Below are 3,912 nucleotides of genomic sequence, written 5' to 3'. Positions count from 1 at the left end.
GCCAGGTATTTCCGGCAGCTTTATTTTACTGATGTCCGGCATGTATGCGCCGGTATTGCTGGCAGTGACTGAGCTTCAGTTGGGTGTCTTGTTATTATTTATGCTTGGTTGCATTATAGGCTTACTAAGCTTTAGCCGGTTGTTGAACTGGTTATTAAAGCATTATCACGACGCCAGCCTGGCATTGCTGATCGGCATAGTGATAGGTGCGCTTTACCGTATCTGGCCCTGGCAACACGAACAGCAGCTTTACTCACCGTGGGAGTATGCCAGTGCTGTTGGTCAGGCGGATATATTGCTTGCCTTATGCAGTGCGCTGGCAGGTGTAGTACTGATGCTATGTTTGCTTAATCTGGAAAAGTGGTTAAAGCCGCCAGTGGTAAACTCAGGGCCAAAATCAGTTCAATAAGGAGTCGGGTATCCGTTGTTCTGACAACAGTTATCTAGTACAAACACAATTCTGGCGCCGCGGCTGCTGCGCCTTGTTATTGCTGTTACCGGCATTGCTGGCGGGCTGTTCGTCGCGTTCAGCACCTGCCCCGGTGTCGACACTGGAATTGCGGGAGAACTTTTATCAGCAGCGTAACCGCGGCACACTGACAGCAAACAGCTATAAAGTACAACGCGGCGATACCTTATATTCCATTGCTTTTCGGGCTGGTAAAGATGTTCGCCAGCTGGCCGCGTTAAATGGTATTGCCAGCCCTTATACCATCTACCCCAATCAGACATTAAGGCTTAGCGGTAAGCCTGCAGTGAACACCAGGCCCGCAAAGAAACCGCTTACAACTGTGGCTAAAAATACAAATAAGAATAATTCAAGCCAAACAAAATCAAATAGTTCGGTAAAACCGGTGAAAGCAGTTGCACCGAAAAATCAAAACGGTTATGTTCAGGCAACACCAGGCAAAAATAAGAAAACCGCGAATATTACCCTGAATGGGAACCTTGTGCAATGGCAGTGGCCGGTGAAAGGGAAAATTATTTCTGGTTTTTCGCATCAGCAACAGGGCAACAAGGGCATTGATATCAGCGGGCGTGAGGGTGACAGAGTTAATGCTGCCGCCAGTGGTCAGGTGGTATATGCTGGTAATGCGTTAAGAGGGTACGGTAATCTGATTATCATTAAACATAATGATGATTACCTAAGTGCCTACGCTCATAACCGTAAACTGCTGGTTGCCGAAAAGCAAATGGTTACTGCAGGGCAGCGTATAGCAGAGTTGGGTAGTACAGATGCGACAGATGCCCGCCTGCATTTTGAGATCCGTTTCCGGGGCAGCTCGGTTGATCCACTAAAATATTTACCACAATAATAAGAACGAAACACAAGTTTTATCAGGAATGGAAGTGATAGCGCTTGGTGAGCCCCAGCACCCTGTAGACGTGGGAGAAAGGATATGGGACAAAAAAGTGAAGACGATGTATTAGAGTTTAAAGAAGATGAGTTGGTTGAAGAAGGCTTACTTGACGACGAGTCAGAGCCAGACGCCGCCGCTCTTGCTGCAGAAGAAAGCAGCAACGATGAAATTTTTGCCCGCGATGACAGCCAGAAAGCGATGGATGCCACGCAGATTTATCTGGGAGAAATAGGTTTCTCGCCGTTGTTGTCTGCCGAAGAAGAGGTATATTTTTCCCGTCTGGCGTTAAAAGGCGATCAGGCCGCACGTAAACGCATGATCGAGAGTAACCTGCGGTTGGTGGTGAAAATAGCCCGTCGTTATATCAACCGTGGTTTAGCCTTGCTTGACCTCATCGAAGAAGGCAACCTGGGCCTTATCCGGGCGGTAGAAAAATTCGATCCCGAACGCGGCTTCCGTTTTTCTACCTATGCTACCTGGTGGATCCGCCAGACCATTGAGCGGGCGATCATGAACCAGACCCGCACTATCCGTTTGCCGATCCACGTGGTGAAAGAGCTGAATATTTATTTACGTGCCGCACGTGAGTTATCGCAAAAGCTCGACCACGAACCCACGCCGGAAGAGATTGCCTCAGCGCTGGATCGCCCGGTAGATGAAGTTCGTAAGATGTTAAAGTTAAATGAAAAAATAACCTCTGTTGATACGCCGGTTGCCGGCGCTTCAGAAAAGCAGTTGCTTGATGTGATAGCGGATGAAAAAGAGCTGGGGCCAGAGACCGAGCTACAGGATGAGGACATCCGTCAGCATCTGGTGGTGTGGCTGAACGAGCTGAACCCGAAGCAGCGTGAGGTACTGGCAAGGCGTTTTGGCCTGTTGGGTTATGAGCCTTCAACGCTGGAAGATGTTGGCCATGAAATCGGCTTAACCCGTGAGCGCGTGCGGCAAATTCAGGTAGAAGCGCTGCGGCGTTTACGTGAAATCGTCACGCATCAGGGCCTGAATATCGAAACCTTATTTCAGGAATAACAACTTGCTATAACCAACAAGGCGCCTTATGGCGCCTTGTTTTTTTGCAGGTATTGCACCAGCAATTGACTGGCTGAGCTGATGTGGCTAATTAATAATTCGCAGGCGGCGCTGGTGTTACCGCCGCGCAGCAAGCTGATGAGCTCGCGGTGTTCTGTTGCACTGGTGCTGGCATAGGCCAGGGCCTGTTCCTGATAGCCCAGATAGCGCGAGACCTGCTGATGCAATTGATCCAGTAAACGCAGCAAGTGCGGCTTAGCACAATCCTGATACAGCAGACGATGAAACTGCCAGTTCAGCTCGCTGCGCTGATAGGCCGGTAAGGCTGTTCCAGCATCAATGCTGGCCAGCAAATCTTCCGCCTGACCAAGCCGGCTGAAGCTGATGTTAGCGGCGGCTAACTGCAGTGCCAGCGGCTCCAGCTGCAGCCTGAGCAGGCATAGCTCTTCGGCTTCTGCTGCGCTAAACCCCGGCACCTGCATGCCCGCCTTGCCATGCACCAGCAACCAGCCTTCATTGAGCAAGCTTTGTTGCACATCGCGCACAACAATACGGCTGACGCCATAGTGCTGCGCCAGCTGTTGTTGCGTTAACACTGTACCCGGTAGCCAGTGCAGCAGCTGAATATCCTGCTTTAGCTGCTGATACAGCTGATGTTTTTTTAACATCAGTTTTTACCGCGTAAGCCGTTGATGATAAGCAGAGTGACCGCACCGGCAACTATGCCCCAGAAGGCTGATGCAACGCCGAAAAAGCTGACGCCACTGGCTGTAACCAGTAAGGTGACCACTGCTGCTTCGCGGTGTTCGCCCTCAGTAGTGGCTACTGCCAGATTGGCGCCGATAGTGCCAAGCAGCGCAAGCCCGGCAAGAGCGGCGATCATTTCACGCGGTAAGGCCGCAAACAGGGCGACAACAGTAGCTCCAGCCAGCCCGGCTAGCAGGTAAAACACTCCGGCTGCTATGCCGGCAATATAACGCTTGTCTTTATCCGGGTGCGCTTCGCTGCCGGTACAGATAGCGGCGGTTATGGCCGCCAGATTAATCGAAAATGCGCCCCAGGGCGCCAACAGCAATGTTGACAGCGCGGTATGGCTGATAAGTGGCGAAACCGGCGTTTGATAGCCGCTGGTGCGCAGCACCGCAACGCCCGGAATATTCTGCGACGCCATCGTTACCAACAGCAGCGGTAAGCCTACACCCAGTAAAGCACTCAGTGACCAGTGCGGTGTCACCCAGACCGGCGTCGTCAGGCTTAGCGTCACTGCCTGATAGTTGAACTGACCTTGCAGCAATACGGTGACTAAACCTGTCACTAACACCCATAAAATGGCATAGCGCGGCGATAACCGTTTAGCCAGTAAGTAGCTTAAGCACATCAAACCAACCAGCAGCAACTGGGTTTGTAATGAGGTAAAAATATTCAAGCCAAACTGCAGTAAAATGCCTGCCAGCATCGCGCTGGCCAGTGGCAATGGAATAAGACGGGTCAGCTTTTCAAACCAGCCGCTAATACCAATCAG

The 3,912-nt window shown here is 51.2% G+C and carries 5 protein-coding genes; 3 read left to right on the top strand and 2 right to left on the bottom strand.

Features of this window, described 5'->3' with window-relative positions:
* From VIN66_RS15680 to rpoS, 3 genes are all read left to right on the top strand, one after another.
* Nucleotides 1-409, top strand: a 409-nt coding sequence (locus VIN66_RS15680) for an undecaprenyl phosphate translocase family protein (RefSeq protein ID WP_331924848.1), incomplete at its 5' end; no start/stop codon positions are given.
* 73 nt (nucleotides 410-482) lie between these two features.
* A complete protein-coding gene (locus VIN66_RS15675; RefSeq protein ID WP_331924847.1) occupies nucleotides 483-1,316 on the top strand; it encodes a peptidoglycan DD-metalloendopeptidase family protein in 834 nt (277 codons plus the stop codon).
* Nucleotides 1,317-1,400: 84 nt separating this feature from the next.
* Entirely contained in the window at nucleotides 1,401-2,390 is a 990-nt protein-coding gene (gene rpoS / locus VIN66_RS15670) for an RNA polymerase sigma factor RpoS (RefSeq protein ID WP_331924846.1), read from the top strand.
* Nucleotides 2,391-2,416: 26 nt separating this feature from the next.
* On the opposite strand, the gene VIN66_RS15665 is transcribed toward rpoS, so the two are convergent.
* Nucleotides 2,417-3,058: a GntR family transcriptional regulator gene (locus VIN66_RS15665; protein WP_331924845.1), complete on the bottom strand. Its 642-nt coding sequence runs from the start codon at nucleotides 3,056-3,058 to the stop codon at nucleotides 2,417-2,419.
* Nucleotides 3,058-3,912 (bottom strand): benzoate/H(+) symporter BenE family transporter (locus tag VIN66_RS15660; RefSeq protein ID WP_331924844.1); only part of this gene is annotated, 855 nt, incomplete at its 5' end. The genes VIN66_RS15660 and VIN66_RS15665, both read right to left, overlap by 1 nt.

It is taken from the genome of Rheinheimera sp. (assembly GCF_036568245.1).
Lineage (GTDB): Bacteria > Pseudomonadota > Gammaproteobacteria > Enterobacterales > Alteromonadaceae > Alishewanella.
The sequence above is the reverse complement of the archived record's forward strand: the minus strand, read 5'-3'. Positions and strand labels throughout refer to the sequence as shown.

What these genes read in the sequence shown, in the direction of transcription:
- rpoS (WP_331924846.1), top strand. Translation starts at nt 1,401, where the DNA reads ATGGGACAAAAAAGTGAAGACGATGTATTAGAGTTTAAAGAAGATGAG.
- VIN66_RS15665 (WP_331924845.1), bottom strand. Translation starts at nt 3,058, where the DNA reads ATGTTAAAAAAACATCAGCTGTATCAGCAGCTAAAGCAGGATATTCAG.